The organism is Phyllobacterium sp. YR531, assembly GCF_000282595.1.
In the GTDB taxonomy this organism is placed as follows: Bacteria; Pseudomonadota; Alphaproteobacteria; order Rhizobiales; family Rhizobiaceae; genus Phyllobacterium.
The window spans coordinates 63,577-88,497 of record NZ_AKIZ01000003.1; the positions used below are offsets into that span (position 1 = coordinate 63,577).

At 52.0% G+C, this 24,921-nt stretch carries 27 protein-coding genes; 13 read left to right on the top strand and 14 right to left on the bottom strand.

The features are described 5' to 3' along the window. The first annotated feature begins 21 nt into the window (after window positions 1-21). A complete protein-coding gene (locus tag PMI41_RS01530) occupies window positions 22-648 on the top strand; it encodes an ATP-dependent Clp protease proteolytic subunit (RefSeq protein WP_008121040.1) in 627 nt (208 codons plus the stop codon). 79 nt (window positions 649-727) lie between these two features. Then, on the top strand, window positions 728-1,096 hold the full coding sequence (locus PMI41_RS01535) for a YbaN family protein (protein ID WP_008121042.1): 369 nt from the start codon (window positions 728-730) through the stop codon (window positions 1,094-1,096). On the opposite strand, the gene ugpC is transcribed toward PMI41_RS01535, so the two are convergent. The 6 genes from ugpC to PMI41_RS01565 all read right to left on the bottom strand — a co-directional run bounded on the left by ugpC (window position 1,093) and on the right by PMI41_RS01565 (window position 7,175). After that, window positions 1,093-2,169, bottom strand: a complete 1,077-nt coding sequence (gene ugpC / locus PMI41_RS01540) for a sn-glycerol-3-phosphate ABC transporter ATP-binding protein UgpC (RefSeq protein WP_008121044.1) — start codon at window positions 2,167-2,169, stop codon at window positions 1,093-1,095. The genes PMI41_RS01535 and ugpC overlap by 4 nt on opposite strands. Then, window positions 2,169-3,107 carry a carbohydrate kinase family protein gene (locus PMI41_RS01545; protein WP_008121045.1) on the bottom strand — a complete coding sequence of 313 codons (939 nt, stop codon included), beginning with the start codon at window positions 3,105-3,107 and terminating at the stop codon, window positions 2,169-2,171. The genes ugpC and PMI41_RS01545 overlap by 1 nt, the downstream gene beginning before the upstream one ends. Window position 3,108: 1 nt before the next feature. Beyond that, on the bottom strand, window positions 3,109-4,125 hold the full coding sequence (locus PMI41_RS01550; protein WP_008121047.1) for an SIS domain-containing protein: 1,017 nt from the start codon (window positions 4,123-4,125) through the stop codon (window positions 3,109-3,111). A 2-nt stretch (window positions 4,126-4,127) separates the two neighbouring features. Further along, window positions 4,128-4,973, bottom strand: a complete 846-nt coding sequence (locus PMI41_RS01555) for a carbohydrate ABC transporter permease (RefSeq protein ID WP_008121050.1) — start codon at window positions 4,971-4,973, stop codon at window positions 4,128-4,130. After that, window positions 4,973-5,854, bottom strand: coding sequence for a sugar ABC transporter permease (locus PMI41_RS01560; protein WP_008121052.1), 882 nt, complete (start codon window positions 5,852-5,854; stop codon window positions 4,973-4,975). Before PMI41_RS01560 ends, PMI41_RS01555 begins: the two co-directional genes overlap by 1 nt. A gap of 82 nt (window positions 5,855-5,936) precedes the next feature. After that, the gene (locus PMI41_RS01565) at window positions 5,937-7,175 is read right to left on the bottom strand and encodes an extracellular solute-binding protein (protein WP_008121054.1); all 1,239 of its coding nucleotides are present in this window, start codon (window positions 7,173-7,175) and stop codon (window positions 5,937-5,939) included. Between the two features lie 196 nt (window positions 7,176-7,371). Here PMI41_RS01565 and PMI41_RS01570 point away from each other — a divergent pair, with 196 nt between their 5' ends. From PMI41_RS01570 to PMI41_RS01590, 5 genes are all read left to right on the top strand, one after another. Beyond that, window positions 7,372-8,586 (top strand): ROK family transcriptional regulator, encoded by a 1,215-nt coding sequence (locus PMI41_RS01570; protein WP_008121056.1) that lies wholly within the window; start codon window positions 7,372-7,374, stop codon window positions 8,584-8,586. A 70-nt stretch (window positions 8,587-8,656) separates the two neighbouring features. Continuing rightward, window positions 8,657-9,772 (top strand): Fic family protein, encoded by a 1,116-nt coding sequence (locus tag PMI41_RS01575; RefSeq protein ID WP_008121058.1) that lies wholly within the window; start codon window positions 8,657-8,659, stop codon window positions 9,770-9,772. 162 nt (window positions 9,773-9,934) lie between these two features. Further along, window positions 9,935-10,954 (top strand): ABC transporter substrate-binding protein, encoded by a 1,020-nt coding sequence (locus tag PMI41_RS01580; RefSeq protein ID WP_008121060.1) that lies wholly within the window; start codon window positions 9,935-9,937, stop codon window positions 10,952-10,954. Window positions 10,955-10,965: 11 nt separating this feature from the next. Then, window positions 10,966-11,799: an ABC transporter ATP-binding protein gene (locus PMI41_RS01585; RefSeq protein WP_008121061.1), complete on the top strand. Its 834-nt coding sequence runs from the start codon at window positions 10,966-10,968 to the stop codon at window positions 11,797-11,799. Further along, the gene (locus PMI41_RS01590; RefSeq protein ID WP_008121063.1) at window positions 11,796-12,581 is read left to right on the top strand and encodes an ABC transporter permease; all 786 of its coding nucleotides are present in this window, start codon (window positions 11,796-11,798) and stop codon (window positions 12,579-12,581) included. The genes PMI41_RS01585 and PMI41_RS01590 overlap by 4 nt, the downstream gene beginning before the upstream one ends. On the opposite strand, the gene PMI41_RS01595 is transcribed toward PMI41_RS01590, so the two are convergent. Then, window positions 12,582-13,169, bottom strand: a complete 588-nt coding sequence (locus PMI41_RS01595; protein WP_081497083.1) for a PAS and helix-turn-helix domain-containing protein — start codon at window positions 13,167-13,169, stop codon at window positions 12,582-12,584. It lies immediately after the preceding gene. Between the two features lie 80 nt (window positions 13,170-13,249). On the opposite strand from PMI41_RS01595, the gene PMI41_RS01600 reads away from it, so the two are divergent. The 3 genes from PMI41_RS01600 (at window position 13,250) to PMI41_RS01615 (ending at window position 15,352) form a co-directional block, all read left to right on the top strand. Then, complete coding sequence (locus PMI41_RS01600; RefSeq protein ID WP_008121067.1) at window positions 13,250-13,972, top strand: CoA transferase subunit A; 723 nt, start codon at window positions 13,250-13,252, stop codon at window positions 13,970-13,972. 1 nt (window position 13,973) lies between these two features. Next, a complete protein-coding gene (locus tag PMI41_RS01605) occupies window positions 13,974-14,615 on the top strand; it encodes a 3-oxoacid CoA-transferase subunit B (RefSeq protein ID WP_008121069.1) in 642 nt (213 codons plus the stop codon). Between the two features lie 470 nt (window positions 14,616-15,085). Beyond that, the gene (locus tag PMI41_RS01615; protein WP_008121075.1) at window positions 15,086-15,352 is read left to right on the top strand and encodes a helix-turn-helix transcriptional regulator; all 267 of its coding nucleotides are present in this window, start codon (window positions 15,086-15,088) and stop codon (window positions 15,350-15,352) included. A 67-nt stretch (window positions 15,353-15,419) separates the two neighbouring features. On the opposite strand, the gene PMI41_RS01620 is transcribed toward PMI41_RS01615, so the two are convergent. The 4 genes from PMI41_RS01620 to PMI41_RS01635 all read right to left on the bottom strand — a co-directional run bounded on the left by PMI41_RS01620 (window position 15,420) and on the right by PMI41_RS01635 (window position 19,039). After that, complete coding sequence (locus PMI41_RS01620; RefSeq protein WP_008121078.1) at window positions 15,420-16,247, bottom strand: alpha/beta hydrolase; 828 nt, start codon at window positions 16,245-16,247, stop codon at window positions 15,420-15,422. 22 nt (window positions 16,248-16,269) lie between these two features. Further along, complete coding sequence (locus PMI41_RS01625) at window positions 16,270-17,184, bottom strand: ABC transporter permease (protein ID WP_008121080.1); 915 nt, start codon at window positions 17,182-17,184, stop codon at window positions 16,270-16,272. A gap of 1 nt (window position 17,185) precedes the next feature. Further along, window positions 17,186-17,968: an ABC transporter ATP-binding protein gene (locus PMI41_RS01630; RefSeq protein ID WP_040853462.1), complete on the bottom strand. Its 783-nt coding sequence runs from the start codon at window positions 17,966-17,968 to the stop codon at window positions 17,186-17,188. A gap of 96 nt (window positions 17,969-18,064) precedes the next feature. After that, entirely contained in the window at window positions 18,065-19,039 is a 975-nt protein-coding gene (locus PMI41_RS01635) for an ABC transporter substrate-binding protein (RefSeq protein ID WP_008121083.1), read from the bottom strand. 85 nt (window positions 19,040-19,124) lie between these two features. Between PMI41_RS01635 and PMI41_RS01640 the strand changes: the two genes are divergently transcribed. The 3 genes from PMI41_RS01640 to kynA are packed head-to-tail and all read left to right on the top strand — an operon-like array spanning window position 19,125 to window position 21,977. Continuing rightward, window positions 19,125-19,889, top strand: coding sequence for a GntR family transcriptional regulator (locus PMI41_RS01640; RefSeq protein ID WP_157179269.1), 765 nt, complete (start codon window positions 19,125-19,127; stop codon window positions 19,887-19,889). A 16-nt stretch (window positions 19,890-19,905) separates the two neighbouring features. Further along, complete coding sequence (gene kynU / locus PMI41_RS01645) at window positions 19,906-21,141, top strand: kynureninase (RefSeq protein WP_008121087.1); 1,236 nt, start codon at window positions 19,906-19,908, stop codon at window positions 21,139-21,141. Further along, complete coding sequence (gene kynA / locus PMI41_RS01650) at window positions 21,138-21,977, top strand: tryptophan 2,3-dioxygenase (protein ID WP_008121089.1); 840 nt, start codon at window positions 21,138-21,140, stop codon at window positions 21,975-21,977. Before kynU ends, kynA begins: the two co-directional genes overlap by 4 nt. On the opposite strand, the gene PMI41_RS01655 is transcribed toward kynA, so the two are convergent. From PMI41_RS01655 to PMI41_RS01665, 3 genes are all read right to left on the bottom strand, one after another. Then, window positions 21,978-22,337: a hypothetical protein gene (locus tag PMI41_RS01655; protein WP_008121092.1), complete on the bottom strand. Its 360-nt coding sequence runs from the start codon at window positions 22,335-22,337 to the stop codon at window positions 21,978-21,980. Between the two features lie 188 nt (window positions 22,338-22,525). Continuing rightward, the gene (locus PMI41_RS01660) at window positions 22,526-23,845 is read right to left on the bottom strand and encodes an NAD(P)H-dependent oxidoreductase (protein ID WP_008121094.1); all 1,320 of its coding nucleotides are present in this window, start codon (window positions 23,843-23,845) and stop codon (window positions 22,526-22,528) included. Between the two features lie 56 nt (window positions 23,846-23,901). Next, a complete protein-coding gene (locus PMI41_RS01665) occupies window positions 23,902-24,921 on the bottom strand; it encodes an aldose epimerase family protein (RefSeq protein ID WP_008121096.1) in 1,020 nt (339 codons plus the stop codon).

Below are 24,921 nucleotides of genomic sequence, written 5' to 3' on the forward strand. Positions count from 1 at the left end.
TCACAAACAGGAGTTCGCCTTATGCGCGACATGATGCAACTTGTCCCTATGGTAGTGGAGCAATCAAGCCGTGGAGAGCGATCCTTTGACATATATTCCCGGCTGTTACGCGAGCGCATCGTTTTTCTTAATGGCCAAGTGGAAGACGGGATGGCAGCACTAATCTGTGCACAGTTGCTGTTCCTTGAATCGGAGAGCCCCACCAAACCAATCTCCATGTATATCAACTCCCCCGGCGGCGTCATTACCAGTGGCCTCGCCATATATGATACAATGCAATTCATCACCTGTCCGGTGGCTACACTGTGCATGGGCACAGCACGATCCATGGGGTCGTTTCTCCTCATGGCGGGAGAACCAGGCCATCGAACCGCTCTGGCAAACTCCAGCCTTCATGTGCACCAACCGCTTGGCGGCTTCCAAGGACAAGCTTCAGATATTTTCATTCATGCCGAAGAGATGCAGCAAACCAAGCATCGCATTACAACGCTTTATGCTCAGCACTGCGGAAGGTCTTTTGAAGATGTCGAGCGCACGTTGGACCGTGATCATTTCATGACTGCTGAAGAAGCAAAAGAATGGGGGCTGGTCGATACAGTACTGTCGAAAAGGGGAGGGCAGCAAGCACTACTTCCGAGCGTAAGTTAGACGAGTGCAAATCCCCTGACATCGCCTGCAAAAACATGTAGACCGTTCTCAACTATAAAGTGAGCCGGAAAGCTGCGGTATGAACAAGACGAAGCGGACGATTTATTTCGTATTGGGCTGGGTGATGGTCGCACTCGGTTTCATTGGCGCGCTTCTACCGGTCATGCCTACAACGATCTTTCTCATTCTTGCGGCCTGGTGTTTTGGGCGTTCCTCGCCGCGGTTTGAAAAATGGCTTCTCGAACACCCGGTGTTCGGGCCTACATTGGTCAAATGGCGCGAACAGGGCGCCATACCGCTCCGCATAAAGGCGATTGCTTGCGGCGGCATGGCTTTCGGCTATGCATCATTCTATTATTTTGCCCGGCCTTCGCCACTGCTGGCTGGGTTCGTTGCTATATTTTTCATCGCGAGCGCGGCTTATGTTCTTAGCCGCCCCAGCATCTAGATTCTCTTTTCCGTGGCCCTGTCAAACACGTGCAAGGCATCGGCATCAATAGCGAAGCGTTGGCTCGTTCCTGCGGTGACTTGTGACCGGGGCGGCAGGCTGGCTGTGAGCCGTTGTTTGCCAACTGTTGCACTGACGACAAGTTCCGGTCCCGTAAGCTCAACCACTTCAATTTTGGCATCTATGGCAAAGCCAGTTTCTTCTTCATTGGAGAGAGTCAGGCCCTCCGGGCGGATTCCGACAGTGATATCGCGGGCCAGGCTGGCAGCCTTATGCAATTCCGGAGGCAGGGGAATACCACTCAATGTCCCATCGATATGGGCGATCCCATCGGCAAAAGTGGCATCCAGCATATTCATGGGTGGGGAACCGACGAAACTGGCGACATAACGCGTGGCTGGCCGATTATAGATTTCGTCTGGCGTGGCAAGCTGTTCGATCTGGCCGTTCCGCATAACAGCAATACGCGTCGCCAAGGTCATGGCTTCAATCTGGTCATGCGTCACATACACAATTGTCGTGCCAAGCATCTGATGCAATCGCTTCAGTTCGGTTCGCATTTCCATCCGCAGTTTCGCGTCCAGATTTGAAAGCGGCTCATTGAACAGGAATATTTGCGGATCGCGTACCAGTGCGCGACCAATGGCTACACGCTGACGCTGGCCACCGGAAAGCTCCGATGGTTTCCGCCCCAGAAGATTCTCGATCTGAAGTATTTTCGCTGTCTTTTGCACGGCGACATTTCGTTCCGCCTCAGCAACTTTGCGCATTTCAAGACCGAAGCCTATATTGCGGGCGACCGACATATTTGGATAAAGCGCATAAGACTGGAACACCATCGCGATATCCCGGTTCTTCGGATGAACTCCGGTTACAGAGCGGTCTCCGATGCGCACATCGCCACCTGTTGCCTCGGCAAGCCCGGCAATGATGTTCAAGAGCGTAGATTTGCCACAACCCGAAGAACCGAGCAGTACAAGAAATTCCCCGTCGGCAAGCGATAGATCAATCCCTTTTAAAGTCTCGACGGTGCCGTAGCGTTTGCGGATATCAACAAGCTCAAGAGCGCTCATTACGCTTTCTCCGACATTACTTTTAAGTCCTCACCGTCATAACGGCGAGGAACAGTTGATATGGCCATGGAGGCAATCCGTACCCCGGCGCGCAGGCTCTCTTCGATGCTCTGTCCGCTGGCTTGCGCCGCGACGAAAGCCGCATTGAAAACATCGCCGGCACCAATAGTGTCAACAACCGCAACCAAAGGAGCTTCCGCCGAGACAATGATATTGTCTGGACCTACGGCAAGAGCCCCTTCCGGACCCCGCTTTACCACCACGATTGCGCCCTCGGGCATCAAGGTCTTGAGCTTATGCGCGGCTTCAACCGGATCGGTGGTGTGGGTCAGGCGTGTCGTCTCAACTTCATTGAACAGAGCAATGTGACAGCGGCTCAGCCAATACCGTGCGCGCGAGCGATTTTCTTCCGTCCACCCATCAATCGGCCAACCGGTGTCCAGAGCGATTTTGATATCATGTGCATCGGCCCAATCGAATAGAGCGTCGTAGTCATTGACCAAGACGTCTGTAAGAAATGCCCCGCAAAGAATGACTATCCCCGTCTTGAGACGTTCAGCGTCAAGCATAGTACGTACTTCAGACCATGAGAGTTGAGCAATGTGCCCCCGTGTCGTGAAGAATGTACGCTCCCCATTCGGGTGAGTTATGCCGACGGAAAGGGTCGTGCCCATTGCCTCTACAGGCCAGTGGGTAGCGTGCACGCCAAAACCCTGCCGCAGCCACTCGCCAAATTGATCATTGCCGACATTGGCCGCGATCTGGAAATCTATGCCCAAGCCCAGCAAGGTCAGTGCTGCATTGCCTGCCGAGCCACCAACCCGAAGTTCATCGTGATCGACCATGATCTCGGTTCCCGGCGTTGGCCATGGATCCGCAGGACCAAGGATAAGATCAACATTTACGTTACCGATAACGGCTAGGGGCCGAAGCGTCATCTCATTCGCTCCGCGTGATCTTGGTTGACCGGACAGGCGTACCGAGATCCGATACGCGTGCCCCCGCAAAGCTGAGCATGAAATGTTGCGCGGCGGGCAAGATAGCGAAGACGGCAGCAATATCGCTGGCGGGTTCAGCATTGACCATCACTGCGCCATCGATTGGCTCTTCACCAGACGCATCGAAAATCACCACCGGCGAACCAGCTTCAAGTGCGGAAACAGCCATACGACTTACGAATTCTGACGTACCATCTTTGGCTCGAAACAACACAACGCCAACATCTGCGCCAAGCATCTCCATCGGCCCATGCCGTAGTTGACCGCCTTCCAGCGAGAAGCAGGGAATACGCGACAGCTCGGTGAGGCCCAGCGCAATGGCTTCTGCAACCCCCTGCATTTGCCGTCCGGATGTGACGACTGCTTTCACTTTGGAAAGGGCGGCAGACGCTTCATTGATGTCTGTATTGCCCGTCCCTCTGAGAATGCGTAGTGCGTCAGCGGTGTCACCTCCCAACGCTCCGATGATTGCAAGATGCAACGCGAAGCTGATCGTTAAACTGCGTGTTGCGGCAAAAGCTTTTTCAGTTCCTCCAGCGCCAACAAGTGAAGGGACTGTGCGGGCAAGCGTCGAGCCTTCTTCCAGCGTAAGACCGAACGTATCTGCCGGAACGCCTGCTTCATCAAACCAGCGCAAAACCTCGGCACTTTCGCCTGATTGTGAGGTAACAAGAATGCTTCTGCCATCTACCGACAAGGGTTGGCCCAGTTGCTCGGACAAGGGAACCGCAATAGCATCGATACCAAGGCTTCTGTAGAACGGCTCAACCGCACGACCGACGGCATGAGAACCACCCATTCCAAGCAGCAGTAATTGACCGGTTTTTCGCAATGATTGTGCAATAGTGAAAGCTCGTCCCGACGCGTTTTCAAATGAGGCAATAGCATCAGCATTCTGCCGGGCCATTTCTTTCTCAATAGCAACAAGTCCGATGGGTTTACTGGTTTCAGATAGCATGTTCATCCTTTAACGCCGCCGCTTGTCAGGCCCGAAATCAGGGCGCGTTGCATAAAAAGACCGATCAGCAGCGGGGGGAGGGCAGCCAGCACGCCCGCTGTTGCGATCAATCCGTAATCCGAAACGCGTCCGCCAGCCAGATCAGCAATTGCTACAGTCAATGTCTTGGCGCGCTGGTCCGAGGTAAACAGCAGCGCATAAAAGAACTCATCCCAAGCAAGCAGAAACGCAAATAGCGCAGCGGTGGCCACGACAGGGGCAGCAAGCGGCAGCGTAATAAGGCGCAATATCTGGTCCAGACGCGCCCCATCCATGACGGCGGCGCTTTCGATCTCGCGCGGGATCGAGTCGAAGCCCGATTTCAGCAACCACGTGGTGAAGGGTGCCAGTATTGTCAGGTAAACCAATGCGAGGCCGAAGACATTGTTGAGCAGGCCGAACCATGCGAGCGCCATGTAGAGCGGAACGGCAAGGGCAACTGGCGGAAGCATGTAAGTCGCAATGACCGCATAAAGCGACCAGCCAACCGAAGGTGTGCGCGAAACAGCCCACGCCGATGGAATTGCCACCGCAATAGCAGCAACTGTCGCCATGCCTGCTACTTTCAAACTGTTGAAAAGCGATGCGACAAAAGCCTCGCCCGCGCTATTGGCTGCCGAGGAAAGTAGCACGCCATATCGCGAAAGATCGACGGTTTCCGGCCACCAATGCAAGGGTTTTGCAATGAGGTCCGGCGTCGACGAAATGCTCATGATGAACAACCATACTACTGGAGCAAGAATGATGATCGCCAGAAGCAAAGCTGCAATGTGAACGAATATGGCTGCTGTTAAACTGCGACGTTCCATTATGACGTTCCTGCCGTTTTTCGAATAAGCGCAGTATAGGCCACAGCAAGCACTGTTACGAGCAAGGTAACGATAAGCGCCAGCGACGCCCCCGATCCGGCACGCTGGAATGAAAAGGCTTCCTGATAGACGAGGATTGAAAGAGTGCGCGTGCTGTTTGCGGGACCACCACGCGTCATCACCCAGATGATATCGAAAACCTTGAATGCCTCGATCGTGCGCAGAACCAGCGCAACCACCAAGGGGCCTGCCAGATAGGGTAAAGTAACGAACCGGAACCGCGACCAGACACCAGCCCCATCCACCATGGAAGCAGCGGTGATATCTCGCGGCACCGCCTGCAACGCAGCAAGTGCAATAAGGGCAACCAAGGGGAAATTTTTCCAGCAATCGGCCAGGATCAACGACGCAAGCGCCGTGCCGGGTTCGCCAAGCCATGACCGATAGGAATCCAGCATTCCAACCTGCACAAGCAGAGCATTCAGGGCACCATATTCCGGATTATATATGAGCCGCCACAAAGTAGCATTGACCACCGTTGGAAGCGCCCAAGGCAAGATCATCAAAGCGCGCAGAACTGAACGGCCATAGAATTTTTGATTGAGAAGTAATGCTGCCAGAACACCGATAACCATCTCAGCAGAGACTGACAGAACCGCAAACCAGAAAGTGGTTACAAGCGACCGCTGGAAACCGGAACCGGAAATGACCTTCACATAATTGTCCAACCCGACAAAACTTCCCTGAGTGCCGACAAGCTTTGCATCCGTGAAGGACAGCCGGATCGTGTCGACCAGCGGCCAACCAATAACCGCGATCATGACGACAAGCAGAGGTAGCATCAACAGCCACGCCCGGGTGGTAATCCAATTGCTCGTCATGAAATATTGCCCACTATACCAACAACAATACAACTATAGTGAAGGAAAGGCGGCAGACAAAGCAGCCGCCTTTTCGATCAAATCATAGCCCGCTATTTTCAGCGGCTGTCTTCAATGCCGCTTCCGGTTCTTCTTGGCCTAGAAGCGACTCCTGAACCGCTTGCTGTAATGCCGTGGACAGTTCCTGATATTTTGGCGTTGTTGGCCGTGGATACATTGCAGCAAGTCCGATCTTGGCTGCCGCAATCAATTCTTCCTGATCCTTGGAAACAGTGGGATCGTCATAGGAAGACGTCCAGATCGGCAGACTCAATTTTGCGTACTGGTTCTGAGTTGCCTGCGACGTCATGAAGGCAATATATTTCCATGCTTCATCCGGGTGTTTGCTCGTTGACGTAATACCGAGGCCCATCGAGCCATTGACTGCTGACACAGTACTTTTTCCATCAACTCCGGGCGCTGGAACCACGCCTACCTTGCCGGCAACCTTGCTGTCCTTCGGGTTGTTGGCCATGTTATACATGTAGGTCCAATTTAAAGCGAAGGCTGCCTCGCCATTCTGGAATACCCGGCGTACGTCCTCTTCAAGAAACTCTTTCGAGTTGGGATTCGTCAGGCCAGACTTATAGCTTTCAACCATATAATTAAGTGCGTCCAGGCCACCACCCGTCTGGAATACCGGTTTACCGTCTTTTATGAAGCTACCGCCATAGGCGCTGACAAGCGTCGTATAATCGCAAATTGCAGCCTCAGCCTGTGACCAGCTCCATGCTATTGGAGTTGCCAGTAAGCCTTTATCCTTGATGGTCTTGGCTTGTTCAGAAAGCTCGGCCCAAGTCTTGGGAGGATTCTTGATGCCTGCTTTTTCAAGGATTTCCTTATTGTAGAACAAATATTTGGTATCCAGAATCCACGGAAGACCATAGCGTTTGCTCTCGTACTCCACAGTTGTCCATGCACCAGGAAGAACGCCTGATTTCATTTCGGGAGTAATCTTGTCCGAAACATCGAGCAGCACTTTGTTCGATGCATATTCGGCAGGCCAGATTACGTCAAACAACACAACATCGTATCCTCCGCCTGACCCTTGCGCCAGGACAGTCTTGTCGTGCAAGCCTTCATAAGGAACAAATTCAAGATTTACCGAAACATCCGGGTTTGCCTTCGTAAATGACTCTGTCATGGCACGTACATCAGCTTCGCTGTAAGCGGCCTGTGCCATAAACAATGCATTAATCTTGGTTTCAGCGTGAGCGGGCGCAGATAGCGCTGCCGCCAGAAGTGTTGCGCTCAGAAGCGCTGTGGTCACGGATTTCAACATTCTTACCTCCTATTTAGCTCTGGCAGTTCTGAACGCCGCCCGTTATGGACAGAGTTCGATGATCGTTACAGATCGAGAGCTTCTGCTCACGTTCCCCTGGAGACGATTTTTCGGCAACTCTTTCGGTTGGCTATTAAATCAATTCTCTTGACTTATTAGTCGATCAATATTCTTCTGCTGTCAAGAGGGCTCACGCATGGATGACAGACCGTCGATACGGGCAAAAAGCGGTACCAATCTTGGTGGCGCAAGCGCGCATAACCGCCGCATCATGATTGATGCGTTGCGGGTCAACGGAGCTTTGTCACGTGCTGACTTGGCGAGGGCAACCGGGCTAACTCCCCAGACGGTATCCAACATCATCGAAGAGCTCGCCGGAGAAGGTCTCGTACGATCGCAGGCAAGTGTTCGTAAGGGCAGGGGACAGCCCGCAACTCCATATCAACTTGTACCCGAGGGTGCCTTTGCGATTGGCCTGCAGATTGACCGTCATGTAACCCGCACCGTTATCGTTAATCTGGTTGGCGACGTATTGGTGCAAATCGAAGCAATCCTGCCGCCGGGCGGACCGGAAACAGGCGTTGTCGTTGTGCTCGAACTTGTGGCAAGAGCAAGGGCAATATTAGCCAAGCAAATCTCCGGTGCGGAAGACCGCCTGGTTGGCTTGGGGATCGCGATGCCGGGACCTTTTGGGATCAACACACTTTATGATGATCCATGGATGATGACCGCATGGCAAAGCTTTCCGCTTGTGGAACGCATTGCAGAAGGTACAAGCCTTGAGGTTGCGCTCCAGAACGATGCATCAGCCGCTGCAACCGCAGAGCGATTGCTCGGTGCAGCCCATGGACTCGATCACGCTATCTGTATCTATTTTGGATACGGATTGGGCACTGGCCTCATTCTCAATGGAGAGCTATACGGCGGCGCTTATTCCAATGCTGGCGAGATCGGCATGATGCTGACTTTGGTGCCGGGCGATGGGGCGGATGTAGAGCCACTGGAACATTATGCTTCGATGGCAGCGCTGTGCAAATTGCTGGAACTCGATCCATCCGCACCTGATCTTTTTGCCATGATCACTGACGCCGTGATACTTGGCGGGCCAAAGCTTGAGCGCTGGATGGATGATGTTGCCGAGCGATTGCGCCGTGCAGTCCAGATGCTCGAACTGGTTTTCGATCCCCAGACAATCATTCTTTGTGGTGGAGCTCCACGCATTTTGATTGACCGTCTTGTGGAGAAGATTGAACCTTTGCTACCGTCAATTGCCGAGCGGGCCAGCCGATATCCACAACCACGACTGCAAGCCGGACTTGCAGATCCTTGGTCCGCGGCTTTAGGCGCCGCTGCCGAACCCATTGCCCGGGCATTTGACCCACGGTTCTCGGCAATTCTCAAGAACGGGTGAGTTATAGAAAAAGCTTGCTATAACTCATATATCGAACGATAGTGAGCTATAGAGAGGCATTCTATAACTCATGACATGGAACTGGCAGCAGGCTGACTGGCCCAACTTTACCTATGACAGCGCAAAACTGGAGCCGCTGGAGCGCGAGTTCCTTTTGCACTCAGGCGAGTTCTTTGGAGCGTTCCGTCACGTCAATGACGATGATCGGGATATGCTGCGGGTCGAACTGATCAGCGACGAGGCATTAAAGACCTCGGAAATAGAAGGTGAATTCCTCAACCGAGACAGTCTGCAGACATCCCTACGCCAGCAATTCGGATTGGCATACGATACTCAAGCCATCCCGGCTGCTGAACGCGGCATCTCTGAAATGATGGTAAACCTCTATCGGTCTTTTGCGGCCCCTCTTGACCACGAAACACTCTTTGCCTGGCATAAAATGCTGATGACAAGCAGCACCGACCGTATCCAGGTTGTTGGTGGATTCCGGACACATAGCGAGCCAATGCGAGTGGTGTCCGGGCGGGTCGAAAAACCAACAATTCACTTTGAGGCACCTCCATCGGTACAAATGAACCGGGAAATGGATTTGTTTTCGCAATGGTTTAACGAGACATCTCCGAATGGGCCAAGACCATTGCCCGCCTTAACCCGTGCCGGTCTGGCACATCTCTATTTTGTCAGCATCCACCCTTTTGAAGACGGTAACGGTCGTATCGGGCGGGCAATTGCGGAAAAATCCCTTGCACAAAATTTGGGGCAGCCAAGCCTTATTGCACTCGCCTATACAATCCAGAGAGCACGCAAGGCGTATTACGACATGCTGGAAATCAGCAATAAATCCAATGAGATTACGGAATGGCTCATTTACTTCGCGCAGACCATACTTGAGGCGCAACGCACCACATTGGAACGTGTGGAATTCTACATAATCAAAGCAAAATTCTACGATCACTTCCGTGGGCAATTGAATCCCCGACAGGAAAAAGTCATCGCACGGGTGTTCCGTGAAGGTATAGGCGGTTTTAAAGGCGGGCTGAGTGCCGAGAACTATATCAGTATTGCCAAGACATCACGCGCGACAGCAACAAGAGACCTGCAAGACCTTGTTGCAAAAGGGGCATTGAGCAAAACCGGCGAGCGTCGCCACACCCGGTATCATCTTGATTTGAAATCACAGATATAGGCGAACCTTTGATTGGTGCCTTTTGCAGATTTCCGGGAATTACTTGTCTTGCCAGAATCCTGATGCTAACTTTTTTCACAATGAGGAAACAAATGCACAGACATGCTGGCATCTTCAGCAGCTAGAGTAGCGTTGTGCAATCCACATCTGGGAGGATGAAATATGGAACGCCGTCAATTTCTTGCTGGTGCAGCAGCGCTTTCCCTGCTTGGCATGTCAACAGTTAAAGCAGGCGCCCAAACAGCTGGTGCATTGGAAAAGACCAGCCTTACCTTGGGCGTCGGCGGCAAACCCCTTCTTTATTATCTCCCACTGACAATTGCCGAGCGAAAAGGCTTTTTCAAGGAAGAGGGCCTCGACGTAACGGTCAACGATTTTGGTGGCGGCGCCAAATCCTTGCAGGCCTTGATTGGCGGCTCTGTTGATGTTGTGACCGGAGCCTACGAGCACACTATTCGTATGCAGGCTAAAGGGCAGGACGTCCGTGCCCTATGTGAACTCGGGCGGTTTCCTGCCATTGTGATTGCAGTTCGTAAGGAACTCTCTGAAAAGGTCAAATCTCCGGCGGATTTCACAGGGTTGAAAATTGGCGTAACAGCACCTGGATCATCGACTGCGCTGACTGCACAATATGCAATGGTCAAAGCCGGTCTCAAAGCCAATGCTGCGCCGCTGATCGGTATCGGTGGTGGGGCCAGTGCCGTGGCTGCCATCAAGCAGGGCCAAGTTGATGTGATCTCCCATCTGGACCCGGTGATCGCCAAGCTTGAGTCAGACGGCGATATCAAGGTGATCATAGATACACGCACTGAGGAGGGGACGCGGGCACTGTTTGGCGGGTCAAATCCAGCAGCAGTCCTCTACGTCAAAAAAGAATTTGCTGACGCAAACCCCAACACATCGAAAGCTTTGGTCAATGCCTTTGTAAAATCATTGAAGTGGCTACACAGTGCCTCCACAGAGGAGATTGCCGATGCCGTTCCGGCAGAATATCAGCTGGGCGACAAACCCCTTTACCTGAAGGCAATTGCCAATTCGCTCCCCACTTACTCGCTCAATGGCGTTTTGACGATGGAGGGTATGCAATCAGTTCTCAACACCCTGAAGGTACTGGACCCGGAGTTTGCCAAAGCCGATATCGATCTTGCTGCCACCTTCGATGATCGTTTCATCAAAGGATAAGCACAGAGCCGATGACCGAACTGAAAATTGAGACAGCCAGCCGCGCAGACGCTGTAGAACTGCAAGGCATTGCAATCGCCTTCCCTGTGGCCAATGGAGCGACTTACGAAGCGGTAGGCACTACCCAGCTAAGTGTTCGCGATCGTGAATTTGTCGCTATCGTAGGACCAACAGGCTGCGGGAAATCCACCTTGTTAAACGCAACGGCCGGGCTGCTCAAACCGGCGCGTGGCCAGATTAAAATATTCGGCAAAACACATAGCGGGATCAATGGGCATGCAGGGTATCTCTTCCAGCAGGACTCGCTCATGCCCTGGAAGACATCCCTCGACAATGTTGCAATAGGGCTCGAGGTAGCAGGTGTTTCGCGGCGAGAAGCCTTGGAATGCGCCCGATTATGGCTCGAAAGAGTCGGCCTGTCTGCCTTTTGCGATCGCTACCCGCACATGCTTTCCGGTGGGCAACGCAAGCGCGTAGGATTGGCCCAGGTTCTTATACGCGACCCGAAAATTATATTGATGGATGAACCTTTCGGGCCTCTTGATGCACAAACCCGCCTTATTATGGGGGATCTGTTGCTCGATTTATGGTCGGCGGACCGCAAGGCAGTGATGTTCGTGACCCACGACCTCGACGAGGCAATCGGGCTTGCGGACCGGGTTGTAATCATGTCGGCAGGGCCGTCGTCACGCATCATCGGCGATTATACAATTCCGCTCGCCCGCCCACGCAACATGGCCGACATCAAATCCGAACCACAATTCCATGAGGTGCATCGGGAAATCTGGAATGCCTTGAAAGAAGAAGTGCTCAAGGGTTACCGGCAGACGGAAAAAACATCATGAATCGAGGCATTCTTTTTCTCCTGCAAATTCTCGTAGCGGTTATTGTTCTCGTCGTCTGGCACATTGCTTCGACAACAACACTTATCGGCAATCCTAAGACCATCAGCTTTTTCTTTGCCGAACCGCTGGCTGTCGGTGCACGTATCGTTGACTGGTTTGCCGATGGATCTATCTGGTATCACCTTGGGATCACGCTAACAGAAGCCGCGCTGGCATTCGTAATTGGCTCGTTAGGTGGCGTGATTATTGGCTTCTGGTTCGCGCGTAAACCCCTGCTTGCAGCGGTGTTTGATCCCTACGTGAAGGCAGCCAATGCTTTGCCGCGTGTTGTCCTTGCTCCAATCTTTGCACTTTGGTTGGGACTTGGCATCTGGTCGAAAGTGGCCCTTGGCGTGACACTCGTTTTCTTTATCGTGTTCTTCAACGTCTATCAGGGTGTCAAAGAAGTCAGCCCTGCTGTCCTGTCCAACGCGCGCATGCTTGGCATGAACGGACGCCAATTATTGCGCCACGTTTATATGCCTTCGGCGTTGTCCTGGATGTTCTCATCACTCCATACTTCGGTTGGCTTTGCTGTAGTCGGCGCAGTGGTTGGAGAATATTTGGGCTCGGCCGCGGGGCTTGGTTATCTGATCCATGAGGCAGAAAGCGTATTTGATGTTACCGGCGTGTTTGCAGGAATGTTTGTGCTGACTTTTTTCGTCATTCTCGTCGATTGGCTGGTAACGCTGGTTGAAAATCGACTGCTCGTCTGGAGACCCAAAAGCGCTGCCTCTTTCTAATCAACGCAGACTTGAGAACCACGCAATAAGTTCGGCACTGTTACGGAGCGCGTGGGCGCGCATGAGGCGTGCGCGATGCGCTTCGACAGTGCGTTTAGACAAGCCGATTTCAAGCGCGATCTGCGCATTGGTCTTACCCTGTGAAACCAAAGTCAGAACCTGTTTCTGTCGGTCGGAAATCAGACCGATATCACCTGCAACCGCACGGTTCGTTGGTTCAAAACAATATAGTGCTTCGGCAAATGGATCAGTCTGATTACGGCTGCGTCCGCGAACACGGCACCAGAAGCTGCTTCCATCCCGGCGGCGCATGAGACGCTCGTCGTAGTACACTTTGCCTCCTCCAAGATTGCCTCGCCACATCTCGCCGGTGCGAACGAAATCCCTTATCTTGGGATAGAGCCGGCTGAAACTCTGGTCCAACAGCTCTGCCCGCTCATAACCGAACATTTCAGCGAATTCGGAATTGCAATCCCTTATGATACGGTGTGTCGCGTAAACCATCGGGACTGGCAGCTCCGTTAACTGGAAGCGTTTGCCGCTTGCAGCATTCACAATGTCGGGACTGGAAAACTCCGGTGCTATCATACCGTATTAATACGACTATCTGTAGTACCGGCACAAGTCCTACCGTTGAGACAGAGGAGTAGACAAATGGGAGACTATTCTTGAAAAAAGTTCAATCAAACGTCAGTGACGCGCTGGCAGGCGTATTGTTCGACGGCATGACAATCATGGCTGGCGGGTTCGGTCTATGCGGTATTCCCGAAGCGCTGATTTACGCCATACGAGATTCCGGCGTCAAAGACCTTACCGTGATATCCAACAACGCCGGTGTCGATGGCATTGGCCTCGGTGTGTTGCTGGAAACCAAGCAAATCCGGAAAATGATCTCGTCTTATGTGGGCGAAAATAAACTCTTTGCGCAACAATATCTTTCGGGTGAGCTGGAACTCGAGTTCAATCCACAGGGCACACTTGCCGAGCGTATCCGTGCAGGGGGTGCGGGCATTCCAGCCTTCTTCACCAAAACCGGCGTCGGCACCATCATTGCTGAAGGCAAAGACGTTCGCGAATTTGATGGCGAATCCTATGTCATGGAACGCGGCCTTTTCGCCGATCTCTCCATCGTCCATGCCTATAAAGGGGATACCGAAGGCAATCTCGTTTATCGGAAAACCGCTCGTAACTTCAATCCGATCATGGCAACGGCTTCAAAGTTCACGGTAGCAGAAGTCGAACATCTGGTAGATGCGGGCACGATTGATGGCGATCATATTCATACGCCCGGCATTTTCGTAAAGCGGATCGTACATGTGCCAAATCCGACCAAACATATTGAACAAAGGACGACCCGACCGCGGCTCGTCGCTGCAAGCGGAGTGAACTGAAATGGCTTGGACACGCGATCAAATGGCTGAGCGGGCAGCACAGGAGCTAGAAGACGGGTTCTACGTCAACCTCGGGATCGGTATTCCCACATTGGTTGCCAATTACATCCCGACTGGCATGAGTGTACAGCTCCAAAGCGAGAATGGCATGCTTGGTATGGGGCCATTTCCTTACGAAGGCGAAGAGGATGCGGACCTCATAAATGCGGGTAAGCAAACGATCACCCAATTGCCTACGACCAGCTATTTTAACGGTGCTGACAGTTTTGGAATGATCCGTGGTGGACACATCGACCTTTCCATCCTTGGCGCGATGCAGGTTGCCCGCAATGGTGATCTGGCAAATTGGATGGTGCCTGGCAAGATGGTCAAGGGCATGGGCGGCGCCATGGACCTGGTCGCAGGCGTCAAGAAAGTCGTTGTGGTTATGGAGCATGAGGCAAAGGGCGAAGCCAAACTGCTTGAAGAATGCACGCTACCCCTGACGGGCCAGCGCGTAACGGACCTTGTTATTACTGATCTTGGTGTTTTCACCATTGAAAGGCGCGGAGCCCCCAAAATGACTTTGATCGAAATTGCACCCGGCGTGACTGTGGAAGAAATTAAAGCAAAAACCCAAGCCACACTCGACGTTTCTGTCTGAATCCAGAGCGGAGATGGCCCGGGAACCGGGCTATCTCGTCCTCTTCACTTTGCAAACCACGTCATCATTGACTGGACGATCCATGCAATTGGCCTCATAGCGAAAGGTGCCGTAATAGACTTGAGCGCAACCAGAAAGCATTGAGGCAAATGTTACAAAGCTAACAATCAAACCTGTGAAATAAATCTGACCAAAAGCCTTCTTTTTCATAGCGTTCTACCTATATATATCGAGCTGCAAGTGACACAGCGGCGTTACAATCCACTGATATTCTTCAGCAATTGGTCAAGTCAACGATCGGCATATTTGTCATCTTACCGAAATTTGGTGCCACTTTAAGGCAAGCTTTCAACATAGTTTTTCGATCACGTTTTATGTGAACAGACATAAAAGGGTTGATCCAGAACGATGGACGTATAAGTTCTGCCTTCCGATTTGTTAACCAAACCATTCACGTTAGGAGCAAAGCGATGAACAAAACCATCGATAACTATTCATTGCCAGAAACGATTACGACGGCGTTAGCCAATGGAATTAATATTGTCAGGGCGTTTCGCGAACAATTCGGGTACTCAATTGAAGATCTGGCCGTTTCGTGCGGTCTGACATCTCTTGAAATCGAGACCATTGAAAGTGGTCAAAATTCCGATCCGAGCAAGCTTGAGCGCATTGCTCACGCGCTCGGTTTGCCGAGCAATGCGATGATAATTGAGGATTCAAAGCGTCTTAGCGCCTGATCCCTCAATTGCAATAAATCGGTAAAAAGGCTGCCAGGATGATATCCCAATCCTGGCAGCCTTTTTGTTAAAGGCAAAGCAGGCTGCGTGTGAGCGGATGATCCGGCTCTGTCAGGCCTTCAATAATATTGGCGTGGTGTTTTTCGGATTCCTCAACTGCATTGATGCTACAATCGAACCCTGACCAAATATTAGCAAGCAATGCGTTCTGCCTGACAAACTCCGGGCGTTCTGCCGCCCCGACCCATGCAGTAACATCAATTCCCTCCTGAGGCTCAAGTAGTGAAGGGCTTTCCAGGCGTGCCTCGATAGCGTCCAGATGAAGAGTCTCGTTCATTTTCGTCTTCATTAAGGGCCGCAGATCAGTAAGGGCCGAAATCGGTACTGTCTTGCGAATGCGCTGCCGGATCGCCTGAGGCAGCGGTGACGTTGCCGTAACCATCCGTGCCACCAGGTGCCCACCTGCCGAATGCCCAGTCAAATGGATTGGCCCGGCTATTTCAGCAGCAGCTCTGCTAATAGCAAGGCCGACTTGCACAGTTATGTCGCTGATGCGGACTTGTGGGCAAAGCACATAGGAAGGAATTGCGACTGCAAAGCCGTGCGCATGAGCGCCTTTTGCCAGATGTGACCACACAGTTTTATCGAAATCCTCTTTCCAATAGCCCCCATGGATAAAAACAACGAGTCCCTGGAGACCACCCCATGGCATGAAAAGATCGAGGCGGTTACGAAGATCAGGGCCATAGGCGATATCGGCTCTCAGCAGGCCTTTATCATCCATTTCCGCTCGGAAATTAGTTGCTTCCTTGCGCCATTTATCCGGATAGCTGGCACCATCCGGAATATAGGCAAAATTTGAATAGGCATCATCCCAGTCGATAGCATCCGTCACGATCGTCCCCCCGATTTGCGGATTACTCCCTTATTTTCTCACGAATCTGACTACTGCCACCTGATTTACGAAGGTTTGGCAGGGCCAGCATCAATAGTACAAAGGCACCTGTAGCGAATTTAAGATCTGCAGGAGCAAGCCCGAGCGTCAAGCAGAACGAAATCAGCTGATAATAAATCAACGAACCAACAACCGGAGCCAGTATCTGGCGCAGGATTGTCTGGCGACCAGTGATGGCTTCACCTATGATAAGCGCCGCAAGGCCGTTGATCAGAATGCCAAATCCCATATTGACGTCCGCAAACCCTTGGGTCTGCACCATGATACTTCCGCCAGTTGCCGAAAGCGCGCTGGCCGCACCAACACCTATGATCGTCGCCGTGCTGACGTTGATACCTTGTGCTTCGGCCATATCCGGACTGGCACCAACCGCCCGCATTGAAGTGCCTTTCTCTGACATAAAGAAGTACAGCATCGCTGCAACAACGAGTGCGATCAAAGCGCCCACAATGGCAATTTTGACCCAAGCAAAATTGGCGGCTGGACCTGCCAGAAGCGTGAACGTCGTATCATAGGTGAAAAGGGGAATATTGGTGCGGCCCATAATGCGCAAATTGATGCTGTAAAGCATCGTCATTACCAAGATACCGGCAAGCAGCGTGTTGATCTTGAAGCGCAAGTGAATGAATGCCGTTGTGCATCCCGCGGCAAATCCACAAAGCAGCGCGACAAAAACCGCCAGGAAGGGGTTTATGCCGGCCGCGATCAATGTACCGCAGACACAACCGCCGAGTGGAAATGCGCCCTCAGAGGTAAGATCGGGAAAGTTCAGTATTCGGAAAGGCAGCATAACGCCAAGTACAACGAAGGATACTATAAGGCTCTGCGCAATCGTGACGGGAATTAGCCCATAGAAACTGTTGAAAACATCCAGCATTTCAGGCCCCTTGCAACGCGATTGCATCAGATTTCGTATGAAACCTGTCTATAAGGCTGGGCACTGTAATGCCCCGCTTTTCTTCCGGGCCTATATCCACGAGGACCTTTCCGGCATCCATCATGATGATCCTGTTGCCGTAGTTGATGGCATGCTCCATGTTGTGCGTGACCATCATTGTCGTGAGCTTCAGTTCATCGACTGCCCGCACGGTCGTATCCATCACGAGCTTGGCTGTGCGCGGGTCCAGAGCAGCGGTATGTTCGTCAAGCAACAGTAACTTGGGATGCGTTGAAACAGCCATCACCAGCGAAAGCGACTGACGCTGCCCTCCAGAAAGCAATCCGACCTGCATATCGAGACGATTCTCCAGCCCAAGATTCAGCTCGGCCAATTGCTGGCTGTATCGCGCACGACGGGCCGCTGTAAGTCCGTAAGAAAACCCTCGCGGTTTCCCTCGCAACTCGGCTAGAAGCATATTCTCACCAATGGTCATGGTAGGCGCCGTGCCTATCATCGGATCCTGAAAGACCCGAGCGATAAATTGGGCGCGGCGATGAGCATTCAGTTTCGTAACATCTTGACCATCAATGGAAATTCTGCCGGAATCCAGCGGTAACTTACCGGAGACGGCATTGAGGAAACTCGACTTTCCTGCCCCATTGCTGCCAATGACGATACAAAAATCACCGGATTTCAGCGTTACGTTCAAACCGTCGAGCGCGCGGCGTTCGTCCTGCGTGCCACGATAGAAGATTTTGGTGCCGTCCTTGACGGAGAGCATATCGGTCATGTGAGCCCCTTGATGCTGAGCCGCTATAATATGATAGTTCCCGCTACTGAAGCGGGAACTATATGCATATGGCGTGCAAGAGAAGGCTTATTTAACGAAACAACCGCAATCCTTGAGACTATCCGGAACTTTTTGACCCGTTTTTGCCAAAACGGCTTCATTTATGGCAGCTGCGTGATCTTCATAAGCCGGCTTGATTGGTGCCAGGCTTTCTGTCGATTTTCCTGCCAGTATCTCAGAAGCAAGTTTCGCTGCATTCTGGCCAACCTTTGTGTACGAAACCTCAAAGGCAGCTGCGACGAGGCCATCCCGCACTGCTTGCGCTGACGCATTTACGACAGGGATATTGATACTGAGCGCTGCAGCAGCAACTGCAGGAACAGCTGGCTGCACCAAATTCGAGCCCGGTACATAGATAACGTCAGCCTTGCCGGCCAGTGAGCCGACGCGGATCGGAATGTCGTTCGTGTTGTCGAGGCCCACCTCAACGAGTTCCATGCCCTGCGCCTTGGTGATTTCCTGCATCAGCTTCAGAACCGCAACGTCATTGTCTTCGCCAGGGTTGTAAAGATAAGCGACGCGCTTTGCATCCGGCAGCAGCTTTTTGATGAAAGTAATTACCGAAGCAACATCCTGTAGATCAGACGCCCCGGTCATGGCTTTGTCGCCCGCTTCCCATGAAGGGGTCAGCTTGGCAGCGACCGGGTCGGTGACGGCAGCAAAAACGACCGGCGTATTGGTACTTCCGACAATCTGGCGTGCACCCTGTGCAACCGGCGTGGTCACAGCAAGAATGAGTTTAGGACTGTTGGATGCAAGCTTTGTCACCATCTGGGGGATCAACGTTGCATCAAAGTTTACCTGCAATTCGTCGTAAACTGCATCAGTCACACCCAGCTTGGTCATTTCGGCCTTGAAGGCTGTAACCGTTTCATCCAGCTGAGGATGCTTGCCGAATTGAGCAATGCCAATGCGTGTTTCCGCTGCCGCAGCGCCCAGTCCCAAAGCCAACCCCAATGCCGTTCCGATAGCCAAACGGGCCAGTTTGTTTGCCGAAATCATCCGATTCTCCCTTTTTTGTATGTTCCGCTCTGTAAAGCTTGAAAATAGTATAACAAACGTGAAATGATATACAATACGAGAATTGTTGACGGCACCACAAAGGGAAATGATGGCCGATAGCGTAAAATCTGATGGCCTATACGCAGTACTCCGATCCCGCATTCTCAATGGGGAACTGCGACCCGGACAGTCACTGCGTTTGCGGACTATCGCCCAAGAACTTGGCACCAGTGCCACACCCATGCGCGAGGCGCTAAATCGCCTTCATGCCGAAAACTTTGTCACAACTGAAGCCAATAAGGGTTTCCGTGTCGCGACAATGACCTTGGAAGAACTGGAGGATCTCGAAACAGCCAGATCTGTGATTGAAACTCAATTACTCACACGCTCCATTGAGGAAGGCAACCGTGATTGGGAAGCAAATCTGGTCAGCGCACATTATCGCCTGACCACCTGCACGACACCAAACTCCTTTTCCCAATCTGAAGCCATTGATGCGTGGGATATGGCCCATGCGGAATTTCATCTGGCATTGATCGCGGGCACATCGTCAAAATGGCTTATGAATTTCGCACAGCAAACGACAGCGCAGCTACAGCGTTATCGTCGCCACATTATCCTACGGATAGATCATCTCAACCGTACCGCCGAGGGACGAGGAGATGGAGAGCAAATCCTTTCCCGCGAAGCGTTGGGGATAGACGCGCACACGGCTTTGCTTGAGGCTGCTCTCGCCCGGGACAAGGCAAAAGCAGAAAGACTAATGATTGATCATGTTCGCCTCGCGAAAGAAGCTTTTTTGAAACTGGCACGCGCAAGTGGAATAACCACCGTCGATACAGCAGCTTGATGGAACAACAATACTCATGAAAAATCCCAAAGCCAATTTGGCTGACCAATCCGATCCGTTGAAGTCATTTCGTGACAGGTTCGAACTGCCAACTGACGTGATTTACCTTGATGGAAATTCACTCGGCGCGCTGCCAAAGAGCGTGAAACAGCGGGTAGCAAAAACCATTAGTGAGGAATGGGGCGAACAACTTATCCGCAGCTGGAACACTGCTGATTGGGTGCATCTTCCACAACGCGTTGGAAATAAGATCGCCCGTCTGGTTGGAGCACCGCAAGACTCGGTCGTTGCCGCTGACAGCACATCCATAAATCTTTTCAAGGTCCTATCAGCTGCGCTCGGTCTTAACCCCGGTCGCGGCAAAATTGTTTCAGAAAAAGAGAACTTTCCAACGGACCTTTACATCGCCGAAGGTGTTGCAAAACAGATCGGTAAAGGTCACCAGTTGGTTCTCATCGACGGGCCGAATGACGTTTTAGACGCGCTTGATCGCGACGTGGCTGTTCTCATGCTAACTCATGTCAATTATCGTACGGGTTATCGCCACGACATGGCAGCGATAACAAAGGCAGCGCACGATAATGGCATTCTCGTGGTGTGGGATCTCGCCCACTCGGCGGGTGCGATGCCTGTCGATCTGAGTGGGGCGGACGCCGATTTTGCTATCGGATGCGGATATAAGTACCTAAATGGGGGGCCCGGTGCTCCGGCTTTTCTATACGTCAATCCACGCCATCAGGGAGCTTTTAACCAGCCGCTATCAGGTTGGTTTGGACACCGTGCACCGTTCAACTTCGAGACGGCATACTCACCATCCAATGGCATAGAACAATATCTCTGTGGCACACCGCAAGTTCTGGGCATGGTTGCCTTGGATGAGGCACTGTCACTATGGGACGATGTCGACATGAACGCTCTGCGCGCCAAATCGGTAGCGCTGTGCGACTATTTCATCGAAGGCATTGATAAATTCGCGGGTGATTATGGCTTGTCGTTGGTCACGCCCCGTGAAGCAGATCAACGTGGCAGTCAGGTTTCTTATTCCTGCCAGAATGGCTATGCCATCATGCAAGCATTGATCGCTCGTGGCGTGATCGGTGATTTCCGGGCACCCGACATTATACGCTTCGGATTTACACCTCTTTATCTGAGCTTTGCCGATGCCGAACAAGCGATCGCTATTCTCGAGGATATTCTGGCGACGCGAAGCTGGGATTCTGACGAGTATCGCGTGCTTGGAGCAGTCACATGACGCGCACTCCCTACGATCCTTCGGGTGAAGGTGCGCAAATGTCATTTGACGGTCGCATGTCCTACGGGGACTATCTGCGGCTCGATACTATTTTGACCGCGCAGGCCCCTCTTTCCGACGCACATGACGAGATGCTCTTTATCGTACAGCATCAGGCATCAGAAATTTGGATGCGCCTCGTTATTCACGAACTGACATCAGTCTGCGATCATATTGCCAAAGACGACCTTGCGCCTTCATTCAAAATGCTTGCCCGCGTTTCGCGCATTCTCGATCAATTGAACTCGGCATGGGACGTGCTCCGCACAATGACGCCCAGCGAATACACGACATTTCGAGAGGCGCTCGGCATGTCCTCGGGGTTTCAGTCGTTCCAATATCGAGCAATCGAATTTTTGGCAGGCAATAAAAACGCAGCGATGATGCGTCCCCATGCACATAAAGCGGACATTCATACCTGGCTTACGGGAATTTTGAATGCACCAAGCATCTACGACCAATCAATCCGATTCTTGGCCAGAAAAGGGTTCTCAATCGATCCATCGGTAGTGACCCGTGATTATTCACTCTCCTACGAGCCAAATGAAAGCGTCCGCACAGCATGGCTAACGATCTACCGCGATCCGGAAGCATATTGGCCGCTTTATGAGCTTGCTGAAAAGCTGGTCGATTTCGAAGATTATTTCCGACGTTGGCGTTTCAATCATGTCACGACCGTCGAGCGTATTATCGGATTTAAAACGGGGACGGGCGGAACGTCCGGGGTAAATTATTTGCGGAAGATGCTGGACGTTGTGCTCTTCCCCGAGCTATGGGCTGTGCGGACTGATCTTTGATCAGGCCGCGTATTTGTCAATCGCAACGCAATCCATCGCCGACTTGGCATGAATATGGTTGCTATGCGTGAAGCCATGCTTTGCAATAGCTGCAAGGTCATCATCGGGCTTGATCGGACGCGACCACCAGTTATCATCAAGCTTCCAGCCATGTGCGGTGGCACTTTCCACCTCAGAACTATCCGGGCGAAGTGTGCAAGCCTCATGCACTATACGGGCAGCGGGCGAGCGTTTACTCATAAGCTCGCGACCCTGTGCAAGAGCGCTCGCTTCATCATCAGCAATAACCAATTGGTGAAACAGATGGCGAGACTGCTTGTATTTTGTCAGATAAGCAAACTTCACTTGATAGGCTGGCACGGCACGCTCCTGCATCAAAGACTCAGTCGTTAACCAATTATTAATATTGGTACTTGACACGTCTTTTGCAAGATTATCGGCCGATTTATACACGCTTAACACAAGCTAGGCGCGAGAATAATCCCCGCCTAACTACCTGTTATTTAAATGAAAGTTTCGCTCGTTACGATAGCGAAATAAAACTTGATCTAATTGCCATAGACGAGCTTGTCTTGACGGGCCCGCAGCTCGACAATCTTGGATCCCGGAACTGGCGCCGCATTGGCACTAGTTATCAGTTCACCTTTCTTGATCGAGGCAGTGACCGTTCCACCTTGCAACAATCCGCAAGGAATCGCGCCAGCTGAGCGAGCTTCCGGTGCAGTCATGATCCAAGCGCGATAGCAATATTCGCCAATGGCATCGAGCTTGTCGCCAGGTCTCAAATCTTTTTTGGCTACAGCACAAACTTCTGCAACAGGTTTTGCCAATGGAACCATATCTGCCTTGCCGTACAAAACCACGCGAGCGCAAGTGAGAGGCACTTCAAGAGAGGTCAGATGATAGGGGCGGTGGAATGTAAAATATGGACCTTTGCCCATCTTCAAATCTTCCATGCGCTCCGATATGCGGGGATGAGACATATCGGCAATAACAAAAACGCCTGGTGCCACTCCCTTACCAATGGAGTAGTCAACGACGCCCACCCGAGACAGTACGCCCCCATCTTTCTCCGGCACGAGCACTTTGGAAAGCTGGTCAAGCGTAGCGGCTGGACCATGCATACCCGGCTTATCCGGCACAAGGCCGGTGGCATTTGCAATCGCTGCCATTTCAACCATAGTCTTTGAGCCATCGACGAACTCGACGAGCATACGCACATTCATATGACGTCGAGCTGCTTCTTCCTCGTAATCATCAGGAATCGCATCAATGTTCAGCGGGTTGTTTTTGCCCTTTCCAGCAGCAACGATAGGGTGCCCCATTGCCGAGACAAACTCGATCAATTCCATGCAAGATGAAGGCTCATCGCCAGCACCGAGCGAATAGGTCACTCCAAGGCGGTCGGCCTCGCTTTTCAGATAGGCCCCAATGGTGACATCAGCTTCGACATTCATCATCACCAGATGCTTGCCATGCTCCATTGCACGCAGGCCGATCTCCGCTCCCACAGCCGGCACACCCGTCGCATCAATAACGACGTCAATCAAACCGTTCTCAAGAATAAGATTCGCGTCATTCGTTACAGCGATCTTTCCTGCTTCCATTGCCTCAGTCAGCGCAGAAGAATTGGAGACTTCGCGGGAATGCCCTTCTTCGCGATAGGCAATATCAACTGCCTTCAAAGCGTTTGGCGTATTCAGTTCGGAAATAGCGCCGATTTCAATACCCGGCATATGGGCAACGCGGGTAACGATATCTGTCCCCATTTCGCCAGAGCCGATCAGACCGATGCGTATAGGGCGACCTGTATCAGCGCGCGCCTGCATGTCCCGCGCCAAACCCGTCAATGCAACATTTGTGCTCATAATTCCTCCAGTGTTCTATAATTGGAATAGGACGAGAACCTGCAGTTGGCAACTGACTACAAAGCTTTGAAGCGGAATTCCGTGGTTTGCCGGTAAATTTCATCCGGCATAAGCAACCCGCTTGGAAAGTTGAGCTGGTTTGGCCCATCTGGAAAATTCTGAGCCTCAAGGCAGAGTCCAGCATGTAAATCGTAATGTACGCCGCCAAGACCTCTGAGAGCAGGGATCATTGCTCCATCGTAAAACTGGAGGCCAGGTTCACTGGTGTGGATTTCCATCGAAAGCCCATTATTTCCGGTGAGCAACGCAGCTTGGCGCAAACCGCTGTTCAAAGGATACGAGAGAACGAAATTATGATCAAAAGTAATTCCTTGCTCGCTCCTTATCTTGCGCTGCTTGCAAAAATCAAACGGGGTTCCAGCAACCAGAGAGATCTCGCCTGTTGGTATGAGATCTGAATCTACCGGTGTATAGGCTTCCGAAAAGATGCGCAGATCATGATCGCGAACATCGCTCGATCCATCCAGGTTGAAATATGAGTGCTGAGCGAAATTTGCTATTGTTGTTGCGTCACTCGTAGCCTCAACCGACACTCTCAAAGTGGCGTCGCCCACAAAGGAGTAGGTGCATTGCACGTCCATATTACCGGGAAACCCTTGATCACCATCGGGTAAGTGGATGCCCAAAGTGACCGACGAGGCATTCCAGTCAACTATCCTCCATAGCTTCTGGGAAACACCTCCACTTCCACCGTGAAGAGTCTGTTTTCCGTTCTCATTTCGGTCAAGCTCTACGGTCTTGCCACCCAATGTGAACTGGCCATTCGATATCCTGTTGGCATAGCGTCCTACAAGTGCTCCAAAATAAGGTGATTTTGTCAAATAGGAATCAAAGTCATCAAAACCGAGCACCACCCGCTGCAAGCTTCCATCCTTCAGTGGTACCTTCAAGTCCCGAATGACAGCACCCCAGTTCAGGATGTTTGCAACCGCGCCCGCTGGTGAGAGTATGGTGGCTTGCAGCACAGGCTGACCTTCAAACGTGCCAAAAGTCTGCGGAGCGGCGAGGGCACGCAA